A 21,204-nucleotide genomic window follows, 5' to 3' on the forward strand; every position below is an offset into this window, starting at 1 on the left:
TTCTTCTTTCAACGAAAAGGCTAGCTCATGGTTGGTGATGCGTCTACAAGCCCGGGGTCCGGTGGGACGTTCCTCCAGGGTCTGGGGCGCGGGCTGGCCGTGATCCGCGCGTTCGACGCCGAGAAGCCATCGCTGACCTTGAGCGAGGTCGCCCGCGAGGTCGGCATCACGCCGGCGACCGCGCGGCGCATCCTGCTGACGCTCGAAGAGCTCGGGTACGTCCGGAGCGACGAGCGGCGGTTCGCGCTCACGCCGCGCGTGCTGGCCCTCGGCTGGGCGTACCTGTCGTCGCTGGACCTCGGCGACATCGCCGGCCCGTTCATGGAGGAGCTGAGCCTCAAGACCCGCGAGTCCTGCTCGATCGCGACGCTCGACCTGCCGGACATCGTGTACGTCGCCCGCGTCCCCACCAGGCGGATCATGACCGTCGCGCTGGGCGTGGGTGCGCGCTTACCGGCGTACGCGACATCCATGGGTCGAGTGCTGCTGGCCGATGCGCCCGCCGGGGAGCTATCGGCGTATCTGGCTGCTCTGGAGCCGGAGGCGCTGACGGAGCACACCGTGACGTCGGCGGAGGGACTGAGGGAGCTGATCAAGCAGGCGGGGGCCGACGGCTATGCGCTGGTCGACCAGGAGCTGGAGCTGGGGCTGCGGTCGATCGCGGTGCCGATCAGGGATTCGCGTGGCCGAGCCGTTGCTGCCCTCAACGTCTCGGCGCACGCATCCCGCTCAACCCGTGCGTCGTTGCAAAGCGAAGTACTGGAACGGCTGCTGGACTGCGCCGACCAGATCGGTACCGCGCTGCGCCGGCGCGGGCGAATCTAGTGGGCTCTAGCTCCTAGCCGAGGCCGATCTGGGCGTAGAAGGACTGGTTGTCCCAGAACAGGTACTCCTCGTCCATGGTGTTGCGCTTGTTCCAGATGCCGACGGTGGCCATCGTGATCGAGTAGGTCTTGCCTGTCGGCTGGATGAAGCCGCCCTTGCCGTCGGGCATCGGCTTGCTGAAGGTGCCCTTCATGACGCCGGTGACGGCGGTCAGCTGGTTGGTCGCCAGCCGGAGCGGGTGCTCATTGATCCGGGTGTCCGGCGCCCAGACGAACATCGCGGCCAGGTCGGCGATGTGCTTGTCGATGCCGTCGGTGAAGTGCCCGTCGGGCCAGTGCACCCGGATGTTGCGGGCGTGGCTCTCGTGCAGCCGGTCCCACTTCTGGCCGGTGAAGATCTCGAAGTCCAGCTCGTCGAAGATCTGCAGGTGCTTGCGTTCGGCGTGCGTGAGGTTGGCCGGGAAGCCGTCCTCGCCGCCGTGCCCGTCGTGGCTGTGGTGCTGGTCGGTCGCGCCGTAGGCCAGCTGGCTGCCGCTGCTCACCACGGCCAGCGCCAGCGCGCCGAAACTTGCCGCGCTGCTGTTCCGGATCAGAGAACGTCGATCGATCATCTGGGTCGCATCCTTCGGTGGGGGTCTGTAGTCACTTTCAGATACTGCTCTCCAGAAGGTACTACAACCTTCAAGTAACTGGTACCCCGCAGAGGTACGCTGGTGGCATGGCCAACGAGGTGGAGTACGACGTCTTCGGCGCCGCCTGCCCGTCCCGGCCGGTGCTCGAGGATGTGACCGGTCGCTGGGGAGCGCTCGCACTAGGCGCGCTCGCCGACGGCCCGATGCGCTTCAACGAGCTGCGCCGGCGGGTCGAAGGGGTCAGCCAGAAGATGCTGGCCCAGTCCCTGCAGGCGCTCGAACGCGACGGCCTGGTGATCCGGGAGGTCCAGTCGACGTTCCCCCTGAAGGTCGAGTACAGCCTCACGCCGACCGGCGAAGTACTCGCCGCCAAACTCCTCGACCTGATCGGCTACCTGACCAGCAGCATGCCCGGCATCCTCGCCGCTCAGCAGACCTACGACCAGTCCCGCGCCGAGGCCTGAAACGCAAACGTCCCCTTCGCAGGGAGGCCTGGAACGCAAACGTCCCCGCCACCCCTTCGCAGGGATGACGGGGACGTCGTGGGTTGTCAGTCGGTTTGGGTGACCTTGCGGAGGCCGCGCGGGGCGTCGGGGTCGAGGCCGAGTTTGCGGGCCAGGGCCTCGATCGCGCGCTGGGCCGGGATGATGAGGGCCAGCGGGGCGAGCGTCTCGGGCAGGTCCGGGCCGGCCAGGTTGACGTCGCAGAGGGAGGCGAAGCGGGCGTCGCCGCCGATGCCGAGGATCTTGCTGCCCTTTTCACGGACGATCGCGGCGAGCTCGGTCATCCCGGGCAGCGCGGGGCCTTCGCCCGCCGCGACCAGGATGGTGACCAGGTCGGAGTCGACGACGGCGATCGGGCCGTGCTTGAGGTCGGCGTACGAGAGGCCGCGGACCGGCTGCAGGCAGGTCTCCTCGAGCTTGAGGGCGACCTCGAGCGTCGTGCCGAAGGTCAGGCCGCGGCCGCTGGACAGTACGTCGTGGGCGCCGGCCAGCAGGTCGGCGGCGGCGTCGACCGAGCCTTCGAGCATCTTGGCGGCCGCCTCGGGGACGCGGGCGATGTCGGCGTCCAGGGTGCCCGGCTTCTGCGCCAGCGCGTCGACCGCGACGGTGATCGCGGCGAGCTGGGTCGTGTAGGTCTTGGTCGCCGGGACGGCCAGCTCCTTGCCCGCCTGGGTGATGAGCGCGACGTCGGCCACCGAGACCAGCGGGCTCTCGCCGTCGTTGGTGATGCCGACGATCGCGGCGCCGTTGCGCTTGGCCCACTCGGCCGTGTCGACGATCTCCTGGGTCGCGCCGGACTGGCTGACCGCGACGACGAGCGAGTTCGACAGGTCGAGGTTGGCGCCGTACAGGGTGGCCACCGACGGCGCGGCCAGCGAGGCCTGCCGGCCGGCGTGGATCTCGGTCAGGTAGCGGCCGTACACGCCGGCGTTGTCCGACGACCCCCGGGCCACGAAGATCACGTGCCGGCGGCCGGCGGCCAGCCGGGTGATCTCGTGCCGCAGCGGCAGCACGTGCTCGAACGTCGCGGCCAGCGCGGCCGGCTGCTCGGCGATCTCGCGTGCCATCTGGGTGGCAGGGACGGGGACGGGCGTTGACACCACGACGATCACTGGTCCTATCTGGTCTTAACAGGTATGCTGCGCACGATAGCAGTGAGCGGTGAATCGGGGCACCCCCCGAGTTCCGCCGAGGTCTGGAGGATCGAGTTTCGATGGTGGCGACCAAACGGGCCCAGGTCCGATCGGTACTGGAACGGCTGATCGACGTCGAGCTGCACCCGGGCGACCCGATCCCTTCCGAGCGCGCGCTGGTGGACAAGCTGAACGTCTCCCGGGTGACCGTCCGGCAGGCGATCAGCGACCTGGTCGAGTCGGGCGCGCTGGAGCGGGTGCACGGCAAGGGGACGTTCGTCACCGGCCCGCAGGTCGACTCCCAGCTGCACCTGACCTCGTTCTCCCGGGAGATGCGTGCCCGTGGCCTCGAGCCCGGCACGGTCGTCTTGTCGGCGACCGAGATCGAGGCCTCCGACGAGACCGCGAAGGGGCTGCGGGTGCCGAAGGGCACCAAGGTGATCCGGGTCGAGCGGCTGCGCACGGCCGACGCGTCGCCGATGGCCTACGAGGTCGGCTACTACCCGTCCGCGCTCTTCCCCGGCCTGCTCGGCCGCGAGCTCGGCACCCTGTACGACGTCTTCGCCAGCGAGTACGACGTCGTCGTCACCTCGGGTGAGCAGACCGTCCGGGCGGACAACGCCGACGGTCATGTCGCCCGGGTGCTCGGCGTGGCCAGGCGGGCACCCCTGCTGGTCCTCGAGCGCACGACCTTCGCCGGCCGCAAGGTGGTGGAGTTGTCCTGGTCGGCGTACCGGGCCGATCGTTACCGGCTGCACATGGCCCTGACACCGCGAGGGCCGCGGTCGGGGTCGGCTTGAAGCAGCCGGCCTGACTCAGCTGCCTGACGCCGGTCCACGTAACAAACTGGATCGGTCCTGTTCATCAACTGGTCTGTTCCCCTGCTGTTCGCTCCCCGGTCACCTGGCCGGCTCAGCAGGCGGGCCGCCTCGTCCGACGAAGTGTGCGGCGGCGATACTGGAGCTCAACCCACATGGAACTTTGCTGTGAGGAGTACCGCGAGACATGCCTATTGCCACCCCTGAGGTCTACGCCGAGATGCTGGACAAGGCCAAGCAGAACGCCTTCGCCTACCCGGCCATCAACGTCAGCTCGTCGCAGACGCTGACCGCCGCGATCCGTGGTTTCGCCGAGGCGGGCTCGGACGGCATCGTCCAGGTCTCCACCGGCGGCGCGGAGTACCTGTCCGGCTCGACCGTCAAGAACATGGTCAGCGGGTCGGTCGCGCTGGCGGCGTACGCGCACGAGGTCGCGAAGAACTACAACGTGAACATCGCGCTGCACACCGACCACTGCCCCAAGGACAAGCTGGACGGCTTCGTCCGGCCGCTGCTGGAGATCTCCGCCGAGCGGGTCGCGCGCGGCGAGAACCCGCTGTTCCAGTCGCACATGTGGGACGGCTCGGCCGTGCCGCTGGACGAGAACCTGGAGATCGCCAAGGAACTGCTGGCCAAGGCCGCGGCGGCGAAGATCGTGCTGGAGATCGAGGTGGGGGTCGTCGGCGGTGAGGAGGACGGCGTCGCCAACGAGATCAACGACAAGCTCTACACCACGGTCGAGGACGGCCTGGCCACGGTCGAGGCGCTCGGCACCGGCGAGCACGGCCGGTACCTGACCGCGCTGACCTTCGGCAACGTGCACGGCGTCTACAAGCCCGGCTCGGTCAAGCTGCGCCCGGAGATCCTGAAGGAGATCCAGGACGCGGTCGGCGCCAAGGTCGGCAAGGACCGCCCGTTCGACCTGGTCTTCCACGGCGGCTCCGGCTCGACGCTCGAGGAGATCCGCGCGGCGGTCGACCACGGTGTGATCAAGATGAACGTCGACACCGACACGCAGTACGCGTTCACCCGCCCAGTCGCCGGCCACATGTTCGCCAACTACGACGGCGTCCTGAAGATCGACGGCGAGGTAGGCAACAAGAAGGCCTACGACCCCCGCGCCTGGGGCAAGGCAGCCGAGGCCGGCATGGCAGCCCGAGTAGTCGAGGCCTGCGAAAACCTCCGCTCCACGGGGACCTCGCTCCTCGCCTGACCCCACCACCAGCACCCGGGGAGCTCTCCACCCACCCGCACCCCGGGTGCTGCGCACCACCCGCACCCCGGGTGCTGAGCACCACCCGCACCCCGGGTGCTGAGCACCACCCGCACCCCGGGTGCTGAGCACCACCTGCACCCCGGGTGCTGCGCTCCTATCTGCACTCCGGGTGCTGCGCTTCTACCTGCACTCCGGGTGCTGAGCACCACCTGCACCCCGGGTGCTGCGCTCCTACCTGCACTCCGGGTGCTGAGCACCACCTGCACCCCGGGTGCTGAGTAACTACCCGCACTCTGGGTGCTCGGTGCTTGCTTACTTGCTCTTTCCGGCAGGGTTCGCCGTTAGGCGGGTCCTGCCGGAACTTTGTTGGTTGGGGATGCCTGTAGTGCTTGGGTGGCCGGGTGATCGCTGTCCATGAACCCTCTGCTTTCTACGGTGGGGGACATGACCTCGCTGAAATCTGCTGTCTGGATTCCGTTGTTCGACCAGTTGGCCGATCCGCGGGTGGTGGCTTCGCTGGCTGCGGCTGCTGAGGAGGCGGGGTGGGATGGGTTGTTCGTGTGGGATCACGTGCGGTGGCGTTCGCCGGTACGCGAGGTAGGCGACCCGTGGGTTGCGCTCGCGGCGGCCGCGATGGTGACCGAGAGGCTGCGGCTGGGACCGATGGTGACGCCGCTGGCTCGTCGCCGCCCGGCCGTGCTCGCCCGGCAGACCGCATCCCTCGACGTGCTGAGCGCCGGCCGGCTGACCCTCGGCGTGGGCATCGGCAGCGACCGCTTCGGTGAGGAGTTCAGCCGGTTCGGCGACGAGCCCGACGATCGGATCCGGGCCGCGATGACGGACGAGTCGCTCGACATCCTGCGCGCCGCCTGGTCGGGTGAGCCGGTTCGGCACCGCGGCGTGCACTACACCATCGACGATGTCGAGTTCCTGCCGAAACCGGCCCAGGACGACGGCATCCCGATCTGGATCGCCGGCTTCCCCGGCAACATCCGTCCCCGCCGCCGCGCGGCCCGCTACGACGGCTTCTTCCCGGTCAACCTGACCTCCTCCGACGAACTCGCCGAAGCCGTAGCAGGCGTCCAGCAGTTCCGCACCGATCCCACCGCGCCGTATGACGTCGCGGTCTCGCTGCCGGCCGGCACCGACCCACGACCGTACGCGGACGCGGGCGCCACCTGGCTCCTGACCGACGTCGACCCAGGCGCCCGCCGCGCCGACGTCGAAGCGCTAGTTGCCGAAGGCCCCTTCCGCTAACCGGCGCACTCGACCGGCCAGGAAGATCCGCCGCCGGCCGAGCCGGTCACCGACGACCGGGGCGACCCCGTCATCCAGCTCTCCCCGCCGCCGGCCGAGCCGGTCACCGTCGGCTATTGCCGGCGGGCTCGCCCCTGGCCCGACTCTCGGCCAGGATCTTCCGGGCGCACTCTGAGTTCAGCCGGGTCGGGCGGGCTCGACGGACGTCGCCGGTAGTTCGGCGACGGTCGTTCGTGCGATCAGCACCTGCCGTCAGTACAGGAGTTCCGTGGTCACGGCCAGGTAGCTCAGAGCCGGCAGGCCGCCGACGGTTTCGCAGATCTCGGGATTCTTCGGCGCCTTCGGCCCGAAACAGCCGAGCCTCTTCGAGGTGCTGTAGGCCTTCTGGAACAGGCACAACTCGTCCGCGAAATCCTTGTACGGCTTGCTCTTCGGCATTCCCTTCATCGACGCCTGCAACTGTGCGATCAACCGGCTGGCAGCAGCGACCACCCGCCCACACTCGACTCGGCTCCCTTCGGCCGGTTGGCACAACTGCGCTCTCGCCGCCGGACCCAGCACGGCCAGCAAAGTCTCCTTGTCCTCCCCGCTGATCTCTGTTGCCACCGGAGCCGACGTGGTCTTCGGCGGTTGGCTAGCCGACGGCTGACCGGACGGCGAAGTGGCTCCCGGCGGAGGAGTCGACGTAGTGGTCGCCGAAGCGGATGCGTGCGGCTGGGCGCCCTGGTCCTCTCCGGAACCGCAGCCGGTGGTGGCGATCGCGACCAGCGCCGCGAGCATTGTGACTGCCTGCCAGCGAGCTCTCATGGCCATCAAGTTAGAGCGCGGCTCCGTGGCGGATCGGGTGCTGTCCGCAACTTGCCAGGTCGTCCGGTGGCTGGAGTCAGCTGGGTTGGTCTGGGGTGGCGGTGGAGAGGTAGAGGCGGGAGCGGCGGAAGGCTGAGCGGGGGTGGCGTTGTCGGGTGGGGTCGAAGGGGTGGACGCCGGTTTGGCGGGCGGCTCGGGCGAAGGTTGAACGGAGTTGGTCGACGACTCCACTCGGGGTATCCAGGTCGGTCCAGGAGATGAAGCAGTACTCCAGCGGCTCGGGTGGATCGGGGTCGGTGGACGGGGTTGCGCCGAATGCGCGGTCGGCGGCGTCGGACGCATAGTCGTCGAACTCCTCGCTCCAGAACGGAAAACGAGGCTCGAACTCGACGATGGTCCGCTGGTCGGGGAACCAGAGCGCGCAGGCGAGATCGACCAACTGGTCATCGGGAATCGGCGGCGGCGAGGAGGACGGCGCCGGCAGCCCCGCCTCATTAAGGATCAGCCGAAGCCGAGACTCCGCCACGGAGGCCGACTCCGTACTCGCCAATCCAAAAACCCGCATCGCCCGAGCGAGAGGATCGCCCGCCTCGCCGGGCTCACCCGTCCCACCGAGACCGTCCACGCCGCCGGGTTGGCCTGAACCGGCGGGGTCTTGTGCGCGGGAGACTTTGCCTGCGCCGGCGATGCTCCTCCCGCGAGCGACCTTCCCGGAGTCGATGGTCTTCCCGAGGTCGGTGGCGGTGCTCGCGCCGAGAAGGTGGGTGGGGGTGTCCGCGCCGCTCGTGTTGCCCCCGTCGGCGAAGTCCCTTGTGTGGGTGCCTTTGCCTGCGCTGAGGAGGTGGGTGGCGGCTCGTTTTAGGTTGGGGAGGGTGGTTAGGCCGGCGTAGAGGGTGGCTTCGGTCAGGGCTACGGCGGGGGCTAGAGGGGCGGTGGCGGCTACTTCGGCCACGGCTCGGGCTGGGGTGGTCAGGCGGAGTTTGTTCCAGGTGGTGATGCCGGGGCCGATGGGGTCTCGGACGTGGAGGTGGGTGCCTACCGGGTCGGGGCCGGGGTGGGCGCTGCGGGTGGTGAGGTGGAGGTGGGTGAGGTCCAGGCCCCAGAGGGGGAGGGCGTGGAGGGCTGCGGCCGACTGGTGGCTGGCGATGAGGCCGGGGTCGCCGCGGCGTAGTACCTGGAAGAGGCGGCGGAGGTGGAGCATGACGTCGTCGACCAGGGTGAGAGTCTGGTGTGGGGCATAGGTGCCCGGCCGGATCCGGCGCCAGCCGCCGGTGTCCAGCAGGGAGTCGATGTCAGGGTCGGGATAGCCGCACGCGCGCGCATCGGCTCGCGTGAAGACCCCGCCGCGGATGTGCGTCATCACGCTGAGTTGTGGGTTCATACCCAAGAAAGTGCACCGAACACCGCGCCGGATCGGCCGTCATTTCAAAGCTGTGGACAGCCGACCGTGAAGAGGGCATAAAAATAGCCCGTCATGTCTGTATGACGAGCTCGGCGCGGGTTGGTACCCAGGGTTGCCACAGGAGCGGCATGTTGGCCTCGGACGGCGTCCGGTTGCCTTTGCGCTCGTTGCACGAGGCATGGGCGGCGACCGCGTTCAGCCACTCCGTCCGGCCGCCTCTGGATCTGGGTTGGACGTGATCCATCGTGTCGGCGTTGGCCAGCCCGCAGTACGCGCAATGGAACTTGTCCCGGCGCAGTACGCCGTGCTTGCTGTACTTCATCCGGCCGGCCGCATAACGCCAGTGCGTGACCACGTAGCGGACCAGGCGGAGCACTCTTGGCACCGGGAAGGGACCGATGGTCCGTTCACCATGCGCCTCTTCGACCACCGCGACCTCGCGGACCAGCATCCGGATGGCGTGCTGGATCGACACGGTGTGCAGCGGCTCGTATGACGCGTTCAGGACGATCACGCTCATCCGGTGCCTCCTTCCGGCCGTAGCTGGGAACCACGGCGGTCTCGACGCAAGGTCTCAAGCATCCGTGGCCATCAGGTGAACGGTCAACGGATTTCGACAGACGGTCACGTGCCGGGATGGCGGCGTGATCGGCGAAGATGTGCTTTATGGAATTGAACAATCTGCTGTCAGGCCCACCCGAGACATTACTCCCCGTCGACCCCGCCGCCGCGGAACTCGCCGCCGGGGCCGCTGCGGTCGACCTCGCTGCCAAGTATCCGACGTCTTCACTGGCCTGGTCGGTGCTCGCCGAGGAGGCCCTCGCCGAGGGCCACACGATCGAGGCCTACGCCTATGCCCGGACCGGTTACCACCGTGGTCTGGACTCGCTCCGCCGCAACGGCTGGAAGGGCCACGGGCCGGTCCCGTGGGAGCACGAGCCGAACCGCGGCTTCCTGCGCTGCCTGGCCGTTCTCGGCAAGGCAGCGGCGATCATCGACGAGAAGGACGAGGCCGAGCGCTGCAAGACGTTCCTGCGCGACTCGTCGGCCACCGCGGCCGACGTACTTGCCTAAGTAGGTTGTGGGGGTGACCAGCCCCTATGCACAGCAGGGATTCCGCGTCGGCTTCGACTGGGGACCGGTCGGCGCGGCTGCCGTTCCCGGCAGCATCGTGGCGGTGGTGGACGTACTGTCCTTCACCACTGCCGTCACGGTGGCTGTCGACCTCGGCATCGACGTCTACCCGTACCGCTGGCGAGACGAGACAGCAGTCGCGTACGCCGAACAGCACGACGCCGTACTAGCGGTAGGCCGGTCTCAACCCGGTATCACGCTCTCGCCGGTCTCGATCCGCCAGGCTCAGGGTGTGTGACCGTGGAGTCGGCCCGCTGTCGCCGGAGGCTCGGGCGGCCGCAGCTGCGTACCGGGAGGTTGCTGGCGAGCTCCCCGAAGTAGTGCGTGAGTGTGCTGGTGGGCGGGAGCTTGCGGCGTACGGGTTCGCCGGGGATGTGGCTGTCGCGGCTGAGGTGGACATAAGCGGGCTCGTGCCGGTGTTGCAAGGTAGTAGACTCAGCGAGTCATCAAAACCCTCGAGGTTCTGCCCGGTGACATAGCCGGCAGGCGGCGTGCGTCCCCGCTTCCTGCCGAACTTGGACGGTTGTAGGCGGCAACGACGGACCGGCGTAGCAGGACGCCCACGGTCAGGTCACCGCCCCGCCGGGCAGCGGAAGGTACCACCGTGCCGGCACTCACCGGACGGATCCGCACGCCCCAACTGCAGGCACAGAGCGGCTACCAAGTCGCCCTGCGCACCCCGGGAGCGTTGAAGTTCTACCTGGCCGCCGCACCAGCGCGGATCGGCATAGCCATGACCGGCCTCGGCATCGTCTGGCTGGTCCACGGCTCCACCGGCTCGTACGCCGTCGCAGGCGCGGTCACGGGCGGCTTCGCCGTCGCCGAAGCAGTAGGAGGCCCGCAAGTAGCCCGCCTCATCGACCGCTACGGGCAACCCCGCATGCTCCCCATCACCCTGCTGCTTCATGCGACCGCCATGGCACTACTGATCGCCCTGACCCTGGCAGCGGCGCCCCTCTGGATGCTGGTACTCGCCGGCGTCCTGGCAGGCGGCTCCCTCCCACAGATAGGCGCGCAGACCGCAGCCCGCTGGTCCCATGTCCTACGCGGCAGCCCGGTTCTCTCGTCAGCCTTCGCGCTGGAGTCTCTGGGTACCAGCCTGGCCTTCCTGGTCGGGCCTGCGCTCGTCGGGACCATCAGCGCCTTGGCGTCCCCGGTAGCCGGCTCAGTGCTGGCGACGACGCTGTTGCTCGCGGGCGGCTTCTCGCTGGCCGCACAACACCGCACTGCGCCGCCGCCGGCCGTAAGGATTCGTCAGCAAGGCTCAGATCGCTTGCTGCACAAAAGATTCCTCGCGCTGGTCGGCGCCACCATCGGTATCGGCCTGTTCTTCGGAAGCATGCAGGTCTCAGTCACGGCGTTTGCGGTCAGTCGCGACTCGGCTTCGCTGGCCGGGCCGCTCTACAGCATCACCAGTCTGATCAGCCTGGTCGCCGGAATCGCCTACGGAGCAAGGCAGTGGCGCACTCCTGCCCACAGGCAGTACGTCGTTGCCTTCGCCATTCTCTTCGTCACCAGCCTTCCGCTCCTTCTGGTCGACAACCCGCTGGCTCTCGGCCTCGCCCTGGCCCTACCTGGCCTGGCGTTGGCGCCGATCCAGGTACTGGCGTCAGTACTGGTCGAGTCGGAGGTCGAGCCCGCAGTGCTCACGCAGGCCTTTACCTGGTTGAACTCTGGCAGTGCTGCCGGCATCGCGATGGGTGCGGCGGTTGCTGGGCGGGCGGTGGACACGCATGGATCGCAGCTTGGGTTCGCGCTGGCCATCGCGGCAACACTGGTCGCGACCGGGATGGCGGTCGTGGTGCGTCAGCGGTAGGTGATCTGGGATTCCGCGGCTGCTCGGGCGGCGTACTCGGCGGGGGTCAGGCCTATTTGCTCCTTGAACTCGTGGGAGAAGTGGGCCTGGTCGAAGTAGCCGAGGGCGGTGGAGAGGGTGGCGAGGTCGGTCAGCTCGCCACGGGCGAGCAGGTCGGCGCCGTCGTGGAGGCGGTAGCGGCGCAGAACCCACTTGGGTCCGACGCCGACATACCGGCGGAAGAGGCGTTGGAGTTTGCGGATCGGGAGGTCGAAGCGTTCGGTGACCTGGTCGACCCGGGTCAGGTCGCGGTCCTCGCTCATCGCCGCGATCACCGCCCGGACCAGCTCGTACTGCGCGTCCGCCGCCACCAGGTGATCGGACAGGAACGCCTCGAAGACGGCCCGGCGGCGGACGTCGTCCGGCTCCGTGAAGACCAGGTCGGCCAGCCGGTCGGCGTCGTCGAACACCTCGCGCAGGGGCAGCACCTGGTCGCGGAACGAGCCGACGTCGAGCCCGGTGAGCGCGCCGAATCCACCGGCCCAGAACTTCACCCCGAAGGCACGGCCGCGCCCGCTCAGCTCCCGCTCGAACTTGCGGGTGCAGACCCCGTTCACGAACGCGCCGCCCGGCTCCTCGAACGTCACGTTGACGCACGGATAGGGCAGCACCTCGGCCACGTACGGCTCCTGGAGGTCCCACTCGACGATCCAGTACCACTCCACGAACCGGTCGATGCCGGGGCTCGGGAGGAGCCGGCTCAGGCTGCGGTGCCGGGCCTGCTCGCGTGGATGCAGGATGCCGCGCTCGCTGTCGTACGGCTGCCTGGACACAGCTCCAAACCTACGACAGTCCACCGACAGAAACCTGCCTGTCGCGTTCTTACAAGACCGGTCCCGCCCGCTCGCGAAGACTGACGGTATGACGACGAACAAGGTGAATCCCGTCCCGCCCGGCTACCACTCGCTCACCCCGTACCTGGCTGTTTCCGACGGGCCGAAGGCGATCGAGTTCTACACGGACGTGTTCGGGGCGGAGGTGGTCAGCCGGCAGGATCTGCCCGACGGGCGGCTCGGCCAGGCGGAGTTGAGGTTCGGCGACTCGATGCTGCAGCTGAGCAACGAGATGCCGCAGATCGGGCTGCAGGCCCCGACCGGCGAGTGGGTGCACTCGTCGCTGGTGCACTACGTGCCAGATGTGGACGCGACCTTCGCGAAGGCGATCGAGGCCGGCGCCCGGCAGGTCGAGGCGGTCCAGACGTTCATGACCGGGGACCGGTTCGGCACGGTGATCGATCCGTTCGGGCACCGCTGGGCGATCATGACCAAGGTGGAGGACGTCTCCCCGGAGGAGGCCGACCGGCGGATCAAGGAGTGGTTGGCAACCAACCCCGAGGGCCTCGACGCGGACTGATTCGACGCCGGGGGCAACGAGCTTGAGCGATTGTGAACGACCTGGAATCCCTTGCAGGCATGAAGAAAGCGGCCCGCCGGAACCGTCCCCTGCGGCAGTTTCGGCGGGCCGCTGACTAAGAGTGTGCACGTGATCACCGAAAATCGCAACCCGTCGTGATGAATTGCGTGCCCGGTGTCACGTGTTGACCGCTGGGTGGCGTCCGGGCGTGGTAATGCGCAGTTCCGGTAGGGTTGGGTCGCAAGAGCCTGGACGCGTCACCGGATGAATGTTCCGTGAACGCATCTGGGCTTCACAGTTTCTAGAGGAGGGCTGAAATGCCCGCAATCGTGCTCGTCGGCGCCCAGTGGGGCGATGAGGGCAAAGGCAAGGCGACCGATCTGCTCGGAAACACCGGGGCGACGATCGACTACGTGGTCAAGTTCAACGGCGGCAACAACGCCGGCCACACGGTCGTGATCGGGGACGAGAAGTACGCCCTGCACCTGCTCCCGAGCGGAATCCTGACCCCGGGTGTGACCCCGGTGATCGGCAACGGGGTGGTGGTCGACCTCAGCGTGCTGTTCGAGGAGCTCGACGCGCTCCAGGTCCGGGGCGTCGACACGTCCCGGCTGCTGATCAGCGCGAACGCGCACCTGATTCCGCCGTACAACCGGACCCTGGACAAGGTCGCCGAGCGCTTCCTCGGCAGCCGGAAGATCGGCACCACCGGGCGCGGTATCGGCCCGACGTACGCCGACAAGATGAACCGGATCGGGATCCGGGTCCAGGATCTGTACGACGAGAAGATCCTCGAGCAGAAGGTCACCGGGGCGCTGGAGCAGAAGAACCAGCTGCTGGTGAAGGTCTACAACCGCCGCGCGGTCGAGATCGCCGAGGTGATGGACGAGCTGCTCGGGTACGCCGACCGCCTGCGCCCGATGGTCGCGGACACCCCGCTGCTGCTCGGCCGCGCCCTCGACGAGGGCAAGACGGTCCTGATGGAGGCCGGCCAGGCGACGCTGCTGGACGTCGACCACGGCACCTACCCGTTCGTCACGTCGTCGAACGCGATCTCGGCGGGCGCCTGCACGGGCTCGGGCATCCCGCCGACCAGGATCGACCGCGTGATGGCGGTCGTGAAGGCCTACACGACCCGCGTCGGCGAGGGGCCGTTCCCGACCGAGCTGCTCGATGCCGATGGCGAGTGGTTGCGGCAGCAGGGCTTCGAGTTCGGTACTACGACCGGGCGGCCGCGACGCTGCGGGTGGTACGACGCGGTGATCGCCCGGTACGCGGCGCGCATCAACGGCGTCACCGATTTCGTCCTCACCAAGCTCGACACGTTGACGGGCCGGGAAAAGATCCCGGTCTGCGTCGCGTACGAGGTCAACGGGGTGCGGCACGACGAGATGCCGATGACGCAGACCGACTTCCACCACGCGACCCCGGTCTACGAGGAGTACGACGGCTGGAGCGAGGACATCACCGGCTGCCGGACCTTCGAGGACCTGCCGAAGAACGCGCAGACCTACGTGAAGGCGGTCGAGGCGCTCAGCGGTGCCCCGATCTCCGCGGTCGGCGTCGGCCCGGAGCGCTCCCAGATGGTCATCCTGGACAACCGCTTCTGACTGCCTGGACCCCAGCCGGTCGCTGATCGGCTGGGGTTCGCCCAGTACGCCGTACTGCCCGGCGAACCGTCAGTCGGCCAACTGTGGGCCCGGTCAGCCGTTGCCGATGATCGGGAAGTGTCTGATGATCGGCCAGTCGCCGATGTCTCCCAGGCCGGGGCGGTCCGGGAGCTGAGGTGCTGAGATCGGCTGGCGGGCCCAGCCGGCGCCGTTGCCCGCGGCCGCGTCCTTGAAGGTCAGAGCCGCCGCACCGATGAGGATGGCGGCGATGAGCAGGCTCAGCCAGGCGGGGCGGCAGGCTTTGCGGAGGGTGATCTTGGCGCCGCGGCGGAGGGAAGTACCGCCTGGTCCCCACCACGCGGTGAACAGACCGGCGATGCCACCGGTGCCGAAGCCGACCGCGGACAGCGGTCCCCAGTCGAGGCCGTAGTTGTTGGCGGCGCCGGCGGTGATGATGCCGCCGACGATGAAGCCCATGATGACCGGCAGGATCAGGCAGAACACGGTGATCAGAGCTGCCGCGAGCAGGTGCATGGGGCTGGCGGCTACCGCTACCAGTCCGTCTGACTTGCCCCGACCGCCGCGGACCTGACGGCGGCGCATGATCGCCGTACTACCGCGGTCGACCGTCCGTGCGAGAGCAATCAGCAGCGCGGCCACCAGTACGCCGAAGCCCGGCGTGTAGGCAATCAACGCGCCCAGCACCAGCATCAACCCAACCACCAACACCGACCGAGCCACCTGCTGATCAGCCGACGCCGGCACATCCGCCCGAGCCACCGGCACCCCAGCATCCCGCCGAGCAACCTCACTCCCACGCTGCTCATAAGCCCGCGGCTGCGTCTGAGGCTGGTACTGCGGCTGAGGCTGCGGGTACTGAGGCTGCGCCGGGTACTGCGGCTGGTAAGCCCCAGGCTGATACCCCTGGTAGTTCAGCGGCACCCCAGCAGGCGCAGCAGCAGTAGGAGCAGGACTGTAAGTAGCCGGATGAACAGGTCCAGCGACTGCAGTACCAGCTCCAACAGCAGCACCTGCTGCTGCGGCGGCCTTCTTCGCCTTCTGCTTGGCGGCTACATCTCGGAGGATGTCGCGGGCCGGGGCGAAGGCTGATAGCGGTGGGATGACCGGTGGTACCAGCTGTGCGACCTCAGCTGGGTCGTGGTTGCCCGCAGCGGCGGCTGCGGCTTCGTTTTCTGGCATGACCCGAGTCATCAAGGCGGTTGGTGGGGTGATGAGGACGGTTTTGGGAGGTGAGTCGGTGGTTGCGTGCGGGTTGGGGATGAGGGCGTCGCGGCCTTCGGCGTAGCGGTTGAGGCCGGACATGATTTCTGTCTGGGTCGGGCGGTCTCGGCGGTCGGGGGAGAGGGCTGCCGCGAGCAGGGGCTTCAGACGGGGGTCCAGGCCTTCCAGGTCTGCCTGGCCGGTGTGGACCCGGTGCAGGACGACCTCGAAAGGGCCCTTGCCGAACGGGCGGCGTCCGGTGGCCGCATAGGCGACAGTGGCTGCCCAGCCCCACCAGTCGGCCGACTCGGAGACCATCTCGCCCGCGATGAGTTCCGGGGCGAGGTAGCCCGGCGTACCGATGACCAGGCCGGTCTGGGTGAGGCGGAGGTCGTCGGCGGCCTGGGCGATGCCGAAGTCGATCATCACCGGCTTGCCGTTGAACATCATCACGTTGCCGGGTTTGAGGTCGCGGTGCACGACACCCACCTGGTGGATGGCCTGCAGCGACTCCGCCAGACAGCCGGCCACCGGCAGCCAGCGCTGCGGCGTCAACGGCCCGCGCTCGTCCACCTGCTCGTCCATGGGTCGCCCCGGGACGAATCGCGTCACCAGGTACGGCCGGTCGCTGTGCAGGTCGTGGTCGAGGATCCCCGCGACCCCAGGGTGGTTGACCTTCTGCAGCGTCGTCGCCTCCCGCTGCAACCGGGCCCGTGCGGTCGGGTCGTGCGCGACGTGCGGCCGCAGCACCTTCAGCGCTACCTCTTTGTGTTCAGGCCCTTCCGCCAGGTAGACGACGCCCATGCCGCCCTGCCCGAGCCGCCGGATCAACCGGTACGGACCGATCCGTTCCTCCAGCACCTCCGTGGGTGTCGAAGGCTGTCCCCCTGTACCTGACATGGCATCCACCGTACGTCGAGACCAGCCCAACCGCTGTCCCGCGACGGAGTCCCTTCTCCCCGCCTTTGACGCAGACGTTCCCCCGCGGGTTGCGTCAAAGGCCGATCTCCTCCGAAGGAACGAGTCAGCTGAAGAACCGTTGCAACACCGGGGCGATCACGTCGGCCGCGACGTCGTGGGTCTGACCAGGCAGTACTTCGAGGGAGGCCGCCGGCAGCACCTTGGCGAGCAACTGGTCGCCCTCGATGATGGAGGCGTCGGTGGCATCGCCGTACGCGACCAAGGTCTCGACAGCGATCCCGGCGTACCGGTCGAGCGCGGAGGGGTCGCCTGACATCGTCTTGCCGACGATCGCGCCGTCGTTGGCGATGGTGTGCGCGATCTCCAGCATGGTCGGCCAGAACGGGCTCTCGACGACGCCGCCGATGTACTCCTCGGGCATGCCGACCGCCTTGGTCAGGAAGATCTTCGCCGCGTCGTCCCGCCGACCCTCTGCAACTGCCGTCTGCAGCTGCGTGACGTAGTCGTCCGGCAGCGGCGGGCGGACGTCGGAGACGATGAACGGTGGCTCGTAGACGGCCAGCTTGGTGATCGGCAGGCCCGCACGGGCGGCCTCCAGAGCAAGGATGCCGCCCGAGGAAATGCCCCAGACCGCGGCCGATCCGCCGGCTGCCTCGATGATCGCGGCGAGGTCGGCCAGTTCGTCGTCGAACGGCGTGGTCGAGGCGTCGTTCCAGCCGCTCTCGCCCCGGCCGCGGCGGTCGTAGGTGTAGACGGTGAACGAGCCGGACAGCAGCTCGGCGATCTGCCCCGAGGTCGGGTTGAAGGCGCGGAACGCGGTGGCGCCGTCGACCAGGATCACGGCCGGGCCGGAACCCACCTGGGTGTAGCCGAGCTCGGTGCCGTCGGACGAGTGAGTGATGGACATCGGATTCTCCTCACGATTTGAGTACTGAACCGTACCGTACCCAGAAGAGTACGGTACTGTCTAGTACTGGCGAAAGGAGACGACCGATGCCAGAACTCACCGCCCGCGCGGCGCTCAAGCGCGAGCAGATCCTGGACGCCGCGCTGGAGGCGTTCCTGGAAAACGGCTACGTCGGCGCGAGCATGGACCAGGTCGCGGCCACCGCGTCGGTGTCGAAGCAGACCGTCTACAAGCAGTTCGCCGACAAGGAACACCTGTTCCGGGCCCTCATCGTCGCGATCAGCGACCGGGTCGAGGACCCGTTCGCCGAGATCGGCCGCGAGGTCGCCGAGGCCGACGACATCGACGACGCGGTCCGCCGGCTCGCGGACGCCTTCGTCGGCGGGATCATGACCGAGTCGGTGCAGCAGATGCGCCGGCTGGTGATCGCCGAGGCGGCGCGTTTCCCCGACCTCGGCCAGGAGTACTGGAACCGCGGCTTCGGCCGGGTCATCCCGACGCTCGCCACCTGCCTTGCCAGGCTGTCCGAGCGCGGTCTGCTCGACATCAAGGACCCGATGATCGCCGCCAATCACCTGGCCGGCCTGCTGCTGTGGATCCCGAGCAACCGGGTGATGTTCTTCGGCCGGATGGATGCGAACTCACCCGAAGACCTCGCCCGCTTCACCGAGGCGGGTGTCGAGGCGTTCCTCGCTGCGTACAAGAGCTAGTACTGGCGCGGCCAATGCCTCGGGGCGGAGGGCACCGGCCGCGCCCGGCTTCAGGTGACTGGCAACGTGAAGGCGAGCAGCCCGGTCCCAGTGGCGTTGGCGATCCAGGGCCCAGCGCCGTTGTGCCCGTGGTAGGTCAGGGCGGTCACACCTGCCGCGGGTCCAGACAGAGCGAGTACTAGCTTCCCGCCGGCCTGGTACGCCACAGACGACACAGCAACCGCCGCACCCTCCACTCGGAAGTCAGCAGCCACCCCAGCGTCGACAGTGAGCACATCGGTCGACCGCAGCTGTACTACGAGCTCCGACCCGCCCGCACTAACGCGGGAAGGGTTAGGCGGCGCCACCCCAACAGTCGGCCCACCGTAAAGATCCCTGGCCAGTACTGCGAACGTGTGGTCGCCCATGTCGCGATACCCACCCAGGTACGCGTAGTGGCAGCCGTCATGCCCGGACAGCCCGTTGGTGGAGAGCACTGTGACCCCTGCGGTGTCGCCCAGCTCCCGCTGCGCCTCCCGCAAGCTCATGGCAGTCGTATTGCCACAGGGCGACGTGCGCACCTGGTACACGTAGTACCGGGTAGTGCTCCCGAAGTCGGACCGCCAATCCTGAAGCAGGGAAGTGAAACCGGCGATGTGCACCGCGGCGTTGTCGTTGTCGGACTCGCCTTGGTACCAGAGCACGCCCCGCACCTGGCCGATCACTCCAGCGGCGCTCAGGCGTTGCCGAAGCCTGCCGTAGTTGGTGGTCACGTCGTCAGGGTTCGCGTCGTTGCGCTGGAAGAAGCTGATCGGCTGCCCGCCGTGTGCTCCGTTGATGAGCGCCACCGGCACCTTGTAGGTGTCGACGATCCGGCGGCCCATCCGGATCGCCCACTGCCCGATCGAGCCGGACTGGTTGGTCACATCACCGGTCGCGTAGTGCCAGACCCGGTCCGCCGCGGAGATGCTCGCGTCTGAGGTCGGTGAGCCGTAGCTGCGCAGGTACTCCGACTCCTCCGCGTTGGCAGCACCGTTGTACTTCGCTGCCTCCGAGTTGGACTGCCCCTGCACCACATAGACGTCACCGGACACCACACTGTCCCGCCGGGCCACTACCCGGTCGAACCCGGGACCAGTAGCCCGCACCTCGAAGCTGTACTCCTGCAGGCCGGCCTTGATCCTCGGGGTGAAGCGGAAGCTGCTCGAGGAAGACGTATAGGTGTCTGTGTGCCCGTTACTGCTCACCCGCAGCTGCACCCGGCGTACTCGGGGATCGGTCACCCGCCCGGCCACCGGTACCGTCGAGCCACCCGTGGCGTCGCGCGGGATCAGCTGTCGGTCCTGAGGCGACTCGCTGAGCGCGACGACCGCAGTACGGACGTACGCGGTGAATCGGCGCTGGGAGTAGCGGTTGGCGTTGTTCGCGAAGGTCCAGTCCGGCTGGCCCGCGGCGTTGGTGCCGATGCCGAGGGACAGCGTGCTGTTGTCCGACTCGGTGAACGTGTTGATCGCGAAGACCTGCTTGGCCGCGAGGTTCGACGGCCGGGTGGGCCCGATCTGGGCGACCTGGAACGAGCCGTAGCCGAGCGGTGAGGTCGGGTTGTCGTCGACGTCGAAGGTGATCGGCGACGCGTTCGAGACCTGGGTGCTGGCGCTCTCCTGGTACTGGTTCGGCCACATCTCCAGATAGCCGGTCTGGCCGGTGCCACTCGTCACGCTGGGCACGTTCGACTGGACGTCCAGGTCGCTGACCCGCTGCCGGACGAGTTCACCAGGCCTCGTCGGCAGCCCGATCCGCCTTGCGTCGGTGGAGAACGGCTCCATCGCGGTCCATACCCACTGCGGCCCGTCGGGCCCGTTCAGCTCTACGCAGTACCCGACGCGGTCGAAGTTGGCGACCTCGGCGGTCCGGTCGAGGCTGTACGGCGGGGTCTCGTTGAGCCAGCCTGCCTGCTGCGGGATGTCCAACTGGAGGACCGGGGTGAAGCCCGTCGCCGCGGTGTCACAACTCGTCGCGGCCGCTTGCCCGGCGGAGGTTGCGACTGCCGGTGCCACCACCGCCTGCAGGGTGGCAGTGGTGGCGATCAGGGTGGTGGCGATGGTGACGATCGAGCCGGCGTTGACGCGTCGAGGCATGGGCGGACCTCCATGGGCGGGATGTCTCCACCATGGGTAGCGGGTCGCTCACCCTTCGTGCGAGCTTTGTGCGCCCAGCGGTCCGATCCCTGCGCCCAGCGGTTGTCACTTCCACTTTTTGCCCAAGGTGGCTGGAATCTAGCCAGTGATGTCTATCGAGCCACTTCCACTGACGCGGCGGTCGCGATGAGGTGTTGCATGCGAATCGAGATCCTGGTCTTCGACGGTGTGGACGAGATGGACGTGATGGGCCCGTTCGAGGTCTGGAGCCACGCGTCCCGGCGACCGGAGTTCGAGCTGGCGCTGGTCGGGCTCGACGGCCCGGCCGAGGTGACCGGTCTGCACGGCCTGCAGTTCAAGGCACCGGAAGGCCTCGGTATGCCGGACGCCTTGTTCGTCCCCGGCGGCGGCTGGATGAACCGTGCCGAGCGCGGCTCTTGGGCGCAACGCTCTGTGCTCGCGCCCAGGATCGCCGAGGTGGCGCCACACACCCAGTGGATCGGCTCGGTCTGCACCGGCTCGATGTTGCTGGCCGAGGCGGGCCTGGTGAAGGGCCGGCCGGCCACCACCAACCGCGGCGCCTGGCACGAGCTGGAGACCTTCGGGGCCGACGTGAAACACAACCGCGTAGTCGACGACGGCGACCTCGTAACGGCCGGCGGCATCACCGCCGGTATCGACCTCGCCCTGCACATCGTCGAGCGGGAAATCTCGGCCGAGGTCGCCGACGGTATCGCGGCAACGATGGAGTATGCCCGCGTGCGAGACGTCTACCAGAGCTGAA

At 68.2% G+C, this 21,204-nt stretch carries 21 protein-coding genes; 12 read left to right on the forward strand and 9 right to left on the reverse strand.

The features are described from left to right. Positions 1 to 27: 27 nt before the first annotated feature. A complete protein-coding gene (locus tag ACIA12_RS24845) occupies positions 28 to 825 on the forward strand; it encodes an IclR family transcriptional regulator C-terminal domain-containing protein (RefSeq protein WP_396369472.1) in 798 nt (265 codons plus the stop codon). Positions 826 to 838: 13 nt separating this feature from the next. Here ACIA12_RS24845 and ACIA12_RS24850 read toward each other — a convergent pair whose 3' ends face one another. After that, entirely contained in the window at positions 839 to 1,435 is a 597-nt protein-coding gene (locus ACIA12_RS24850; RefSeq protein ID WP_396369473.1) for an ester cyclase, read from the reverse strand. 107 nt (positions 1,436 to 1,542) lie between these two features. Between ACIA12_RS24850 and ACIA12_RS24855 the strand changes: the two genes are divergently transcribed. Beyond that, positions 1,543 to 1,920, forward strand: a complete 378-nt coding sequence (locus ACIA12_RS24855; protein WP_396369474.1) for a winged helix-turn-helix transcriptional regulator — start codon at positions 1,543 to 1,545, stop codon at positions 1,918 to 1,920. A gap of 86 nt (positions 1,921 to 2,006) precedes the next feature. Here ACIA12_RS24855 and ACIA12_RS24860 read toward each other — a convergent pair whose 3' ends face one another. Next, entirely contained in the window at positions 2,007 to 3,026 is a 1,020-nt protein-coding gene (locus ACIA12_RS24860; RefSeq protein WP_396369476.1) for an SIS domain-containing protein, read from the reverse strand. 146 nt (positions 3,027 to 3,172) lie between these two features. Between ACIA12_RS24860 and ACIA12_RS24865 the strand changes: the two genes are divergently transcribed. The 3 genes from ACIA12_RS24865 (at position 3,173) to ACIA12_RS24875 (ending at position 6,383) form a co-directional block, all read left to right on the forward strand. After that, positions 3,173 to 3,892: a GntR family transcriptional regulator gene (locus ACIA12_RS24865; protein WP_132215972.1), complete on the forward strand. Its 720-nt coding sequence runs from the start codon at positions 3,173 to 3,175 to the stop codon at positions 3,890 to 3,892. Between the two features lie 205 nt (positions 3,893 to 4,097). Then, positions 4,098 to 5,123 (forward strand): class II fructose-bisphosphate aldolase, encoded by a 1,026-nt coding sequence (fbaA, locus tag ACIA12_RS24870; RefSeq protein ID WP_396369477.1) that lies wholly within the window; start codon positions 4,098 to 4,100, stop codon positions 5,121 to 5,123. A 447-nt stretch (positions 5,124 to 5,570) separates the two neighbouring features. Continuing rightward, the gene (locus tag ACIA12_RS24875; protein WP_396369478.1) at positions 5,571 to 6,383 is read left to right on the forward strand and encodes an LLM class flavin-dependent oxidoreductase; all 813 of its coding nucleotides are present in this window, start codon (positions 5,571 to 5,573) and stop codon (positions 6,381 to 6,383) included. A gap of 252 nt (positions 6,384 to 6,635) precedes the next feature. Here the strand turns inward: ACIA12_RS24875 and ACIA12_RS24880 are convergent, their stop codons facing one another. The 3 genes from ACIA12_RS24880 to ACIA12_RS24890 form a co-directional block, all read right to left on the reverse strand. Beyond that, positions 6,636 to 7,190 carry a hypothetical protein gene (locus ACIA12_RS24880; protein ID WP_396369479.1) on the reverse strand — a complete coding sequence of 185 codons (555 nt, stop codon included), beginning with the start codon at positions 7,188 to 7,190 and terminating at the stop codon, positions 6,636 to 6,638. A 76-nt stretch (positions 7,191 to 7,266) separates the two neighbouring features. After that, positions 7,267 to 8,571, reverse strand: coding sequence for a type IV toxin-antitoxin system AbiEi family antitoxin domain-containing protein (locus ACIA12_RS24885; RefSeq protein WP_396369480.1), 1,305 nt, complete (start codon positions 8,569 to 8,571; stop codon positions 7,267 to 7,269). A 91-nt stretch (positions 8,572 to 8,662) separates the two neighbouring features. Beyond that, the gene (locus tag ACIA12_RS24890) at positions 8,663 to 9,112 is read right to left on the reverse strand and encodes an HNH endonuclease (RefSeq protein WP_164601105.1); all 450 of its coding nucleotides are present in this window, start codon (positions 9,110 to 9,112) and stop codon (positions 8,663 to 8,665) included. A 146-nt stretch (positions 9,113 to 9,258) separates the two neighbouring features. Here ACIA12_RS24890 and ACIA12_RS24895 point away from each other — a divergent pair, with 146 nt between their 5' ends. The 3 genes from ACIA12_RS24895 (at position 9,259) to ACIA12_RS24905 (ending at position 11,542) form a co-directional block, all read left to right on the forward strand. Next, on the forward strand, positions 9,259 to 9,666 hold the full coding sequence (locus ACIA12_RS24895; protein ID WP_396369481.1) for a DUF3151 domain-containing protein: 408 nt from the start codon (positions 9,259 to 9,261) through the stop codon (positions 9,664 to 9,666). 13 nt (positions 9,667 to 9,679) lie between these two features. Then, on the forward strand, positions 9,680 to 9,964 hold the full coding sequence (locus tag ACIA12_RS24900; RefSeq protein WP_396369482.1) for a hypothetical protein: 285 nt from the start codon (positions 9,680 to 9,682) through the stop codon (positions 9,962 to 9,964). A gap of 366 nt (positions 9,965 to 10,330) precedes the next feature. After that, the gene (locus tag ACIA12_RS24905; protein ID WP_396369483.1) at positions 10,331 to 11,542 is read left to right on the forward strand and encodes an MFS transporter; all 1,212 of its coding nucleotides are present in this window, start codon (positions 10,331 to 10,333) and stop codon (positions 11,540 to 11,542) included. Here ACIA12_RS24905 and ACIA12_RS24910 read toward each other — a convergent pair. Further along, positions 11,533 to 12,354, reverse strand: a complete 822-nt coding sequence (locus ACIA12_RS24910; protein ID WP_396369484.1) for a DUF6597 domain-containing transcriptional factor — start codon at positions 12,352 to 12,354, stop codon at positions 11,533 to 11,535. The two genes, ACIA12_RS24905 and ACIA12_RS24910, sit on opposite strands and share 10 nt — an antisense overlap. Positions 12,355 to 12,442: 88 nt before the next feature. Between ACIA12_RS24910 and ACIA12_RS24915 the strand changes: the two genes are divergently transcribed. After that, complete coding sequence (locus ACIA12_RS24915; protein WP_396369485.1) at positions 12,443 to 12,934, forward strand: VOC family protein; 492 nt, start codon at positions 12,443 to 12,445, stop codon at positions 12,932 to 12,934. Between the two features lie 317 nt (positions 12,935 to 13,251). Continuing rightward, on the forward strand, positions 13,252 to 14,544 hold the full coding sequence (locus ACIA12_RS24920) for an adenylosuccinate synthase (protein WP_396369486.1): 1,293 nt from the start codon (positions 13,252 to 13,254) through the stop codon (positions 14,542 to 14,544). 93 nt (positions 14,545 to 14,637) lie between these two features. On the opposite strand, the gene ACIA12_RS24925 is transcribed toward ACIA12_RS24920, so the two are convergent. Both ACIA12_RS24925 and ACIA12_RS24930 read right to left on the reverse strand, forming a co-directional pair. Next, complete coding sequence (locus ACIA12_RS24925) at positions 14,638 to 16,665, reverse strand: serine/threonine-protein kinase (protein ID WP_396369487.1); 2,028 nt, start codon at positions 16,663 to 16,665, stop codon at positions 14,638 to 14,640. A gap of 124 nt (positions 16,666 to 16,789) precedes the next feature. Next, positions 16,790 to 17,593: an alpha/beta fold hydrolase gene (locus ACIA12_RS24930; protein WP_396369488.1), complete on the reverse strand. Its 804-nt coding sequence runs from the start codon at positions 17,591 to 17,593 to the stop codon at positions 16,790 to 16,792. 86 nt (positions 17,594 to 17,679) lie between these two features. On the opposite strand from ACIA12_RS24930, the gene ACIA12_RS24935 reads away from it, so the two are divergent. Continuing rightward, positions 17,680 to 18,303, forward strand: coding sequence for a TetR/AcrR family transcriptional regulator (locus ACIA12_RS24935; protein ID WP_396369489.1), 624 nt, complete (start codon positions 17,680 to 17,682; stop codon positions 18,301 to 18,303). 50 nt (positions 18,304 to 18,353) lie between these two features. Here the strand turns inward: ACIA12_RS24935 and ACIA12_RS24940 are convergent, their stop codons facing one another. Further along, positions 18,354 to 20,420, reverse strand: coding sequence for a sialate O-acetylesterase (locus tag ACIA12_RS24940; RefSeq protein WP_396369490.1), 2,067 nt, complete (start codon positions 20,418 to 20,420; stop codon positions 18,354 to 18,356). 198 nt (positions 20,421 to 20,618) lie between these two features. Between ACIA12_RS24940 and ACIA12_RS24945 the strand changes: the two genes are divergently transcribed. Then, positions 20,619 to 21,203 (forward strand): DJ-1/PfpI family protein, encoded by a 585-nt coding sequence (locus tag ACIA12_RS24945; protein ID WP_396369491.1) that lies wholly within the window; start codon positions 20,619 to 20,621, stop codon positions 21,201 to 21,203. Position 21,204 lies beyond the last annotated feature (1 nt).

Origin of the sequence: Kribbella sp. NPDC051620 (genome assembly GCF_044453825.1) — a bacterium.
In the GTDB taxonomy this organism is placed as follows: Bacteria; Actinomycetota; Actinomycetes; order Propionibacteriales; family Kribbellaceae; genus Kribbella.

Excerpts from the sequence above, each read along its gene's own strand:
- ACIA12_RS24930 (WP_396369488.1), bottom strand. The coding sequence starts at position 17,593 with ATGTCCATCACTCACTCGTCCGACGGCACCGAGCTCGGCTACACCCAG.
- ACIA12_RS24890 (WP_164601105.1), bottom strand. The coding sequence starts at position 9,112 with ATGAGCGTGATCGTCCTGAACGCGTCATACGAGCCGCTGCACACCGTG.
- ACIA12_RS24865 (WP_132215972.1), top strand. The coding sequence starts at position 3,173 with ATGGTGGCGACCAAACGGGCCCAGGTCCGATCGGTACTGGAACGGCTG.
- ACIA12_RS24860 (WP_396369476.1), bottom strand. The coding sequence starts at position 3,026 with ATGGCACGCGAGATCGCCGAGCAGCCGGCCGCGCTGGCCGCGACGTTC.
- ACIA12_RS24895 (WP_396369481.1), top strand. The coding sequence starts at position 9,259 with ATGGAATTGAACAATCTGCTGTCAGGCCCACCCGAGACATTACTCCCC.
- ACIA12_RS24850 (WP_396369473.1), bottom strand. The coding sequence starts at position 1,435 with ATGATCGATCGACGTTCTCTGATCCGGAACAGCAGCGCGGCAAGTTTC.
- ACIA12_RS24940 (WP_396369490.1), bottom strand. The coding sequence starts at position 20,420 with ATGCCTCGACGCGTCAACGCCGGCTCGATCGTCACCATCGCCACCACC.
- ACIA12_RS24925 (WP_396369487.1), bottom strand. The coding sequence starts at position 16,665 with ATGTCAGGTACAGGGGGACAGCCTTCGACACCCACGGAGGTGCTGGAG.
- ACIA12_RS24880 (WP_396369479.1), bottom strand. The coding sequence starts at position 7,190 with ATGAGAGCTCGCTGGCAGGCAGTCACAATGCTCGCGGCGCTGGTCGCG.
- ACIA12_RS24845 (WP_396369472.1), top strand. The coding sequence starts at position 28 with ATGGTTGGTGATGCGTCTACAAGCCCGGGGTCCGGTGGGACGTTCCTC.
- ACIA12_RS24855 (WP_396369474.1), top strand. The coding sequence starts at position 1,543 with ATGGCCAACGAGGTGGAGTACGACGTCTTCGGCGCCGCCTGCCCGTCC.
- ACIA12_RS24875 (WP_396369478.1), top strand. The coding sequence starts at position 5,571 with ATGACCTCGCTGAAATCTGCTGTCTGGATTCCGTTGTTCGACCAGTTG.
- ACIA12_RS24915 (WP_396369485.1), top strand. The coding sequence starts at position 12,443 with ATGACGACGAACAAGGTGAATCCCGTCCCGCCCGGCTACCACTCGCTC.
- ACIA12_RS24920 (WP_396369486.1), top strand. The coding sequence starts at position 13,252 with ATGCCCGCAATCGTGCTCGTCGGCGCCCAGTGGGGCGATGAGGGCAAA.
- ACIA12_RS24885 (WP_396369480.1), bottom strand. The coding sequence starts at position 8,571 with ATGAACCCACAACTCAGCGTGATGACGCACATCCGCGGCGGGGTCTTC.
- ACIA12_RS24945 (WP_396369491.1), top strand. The coding sequence starts at position 20,619 with ATGCGAATCGAGATCCTGGTCTTCGACGGTGTGGACGAGATGGACGTG.
- fbaA (WP_396369477.1), top strand. The coding sequence starts at position 4,098 with ATGCCTATTGCCACCCCTGAGGTCTACGCCGAGATGCTGGACAAGGCC.
- ACIA12_RS24935 (WP_396369489.1), top strand. The coding sequence starts at position 17,680 with ATGCCAGAACTCACCGCCCGCGCGGCGCTCAAGCGCGAGCAGATCCTG.